The 238-nt window shown below is 45.4% G+C and carries 1 protein-coding gene; it reads left to right on the plus strand.

The window, feature by feature from the left end; genetic code table 11:
• Positions 1 to 238, plus strand: a 238-nt coding sequence (locus tag AAC855_RS21410; RefSeq protein ID WP_340612141.1) for a transposase, incomplete at both ends; no start/stop codon positions are given.

The raw sequence follows: 238 nt of genomic DNA on the forward strand, positions 1-238 counted from the left end.
TGATAGTAATGCCATAGTAGAAAAAGCTGAACAGCAAGGCATGCAAGTCCAGATCCCCAGCCGGAAAAATCGGAAAATTACCCGAGAGTATGATCGTGAACTCTACCGGCTGCGCCATTTGATTGAAAATGCGTTCCTCCACCTTAAACGCTGGCGTGGTATAGCCACTCGTTATGCAAAAAATAGTGCGTCCTTTCTTGCCGCAGTGCAAATCCGTTGTCTTGTTCTTTGGTTAAAT

The organism is Xenorhabdus bharatensis, from assembly GCF_037996705.1.
GTDB lineage: Bacteria > Pseudomonadota > Gammaproteobacteria > Enterobacterales > Enterobacteriaceae > Xenorhabdus > Xenorhabdus bharatensis.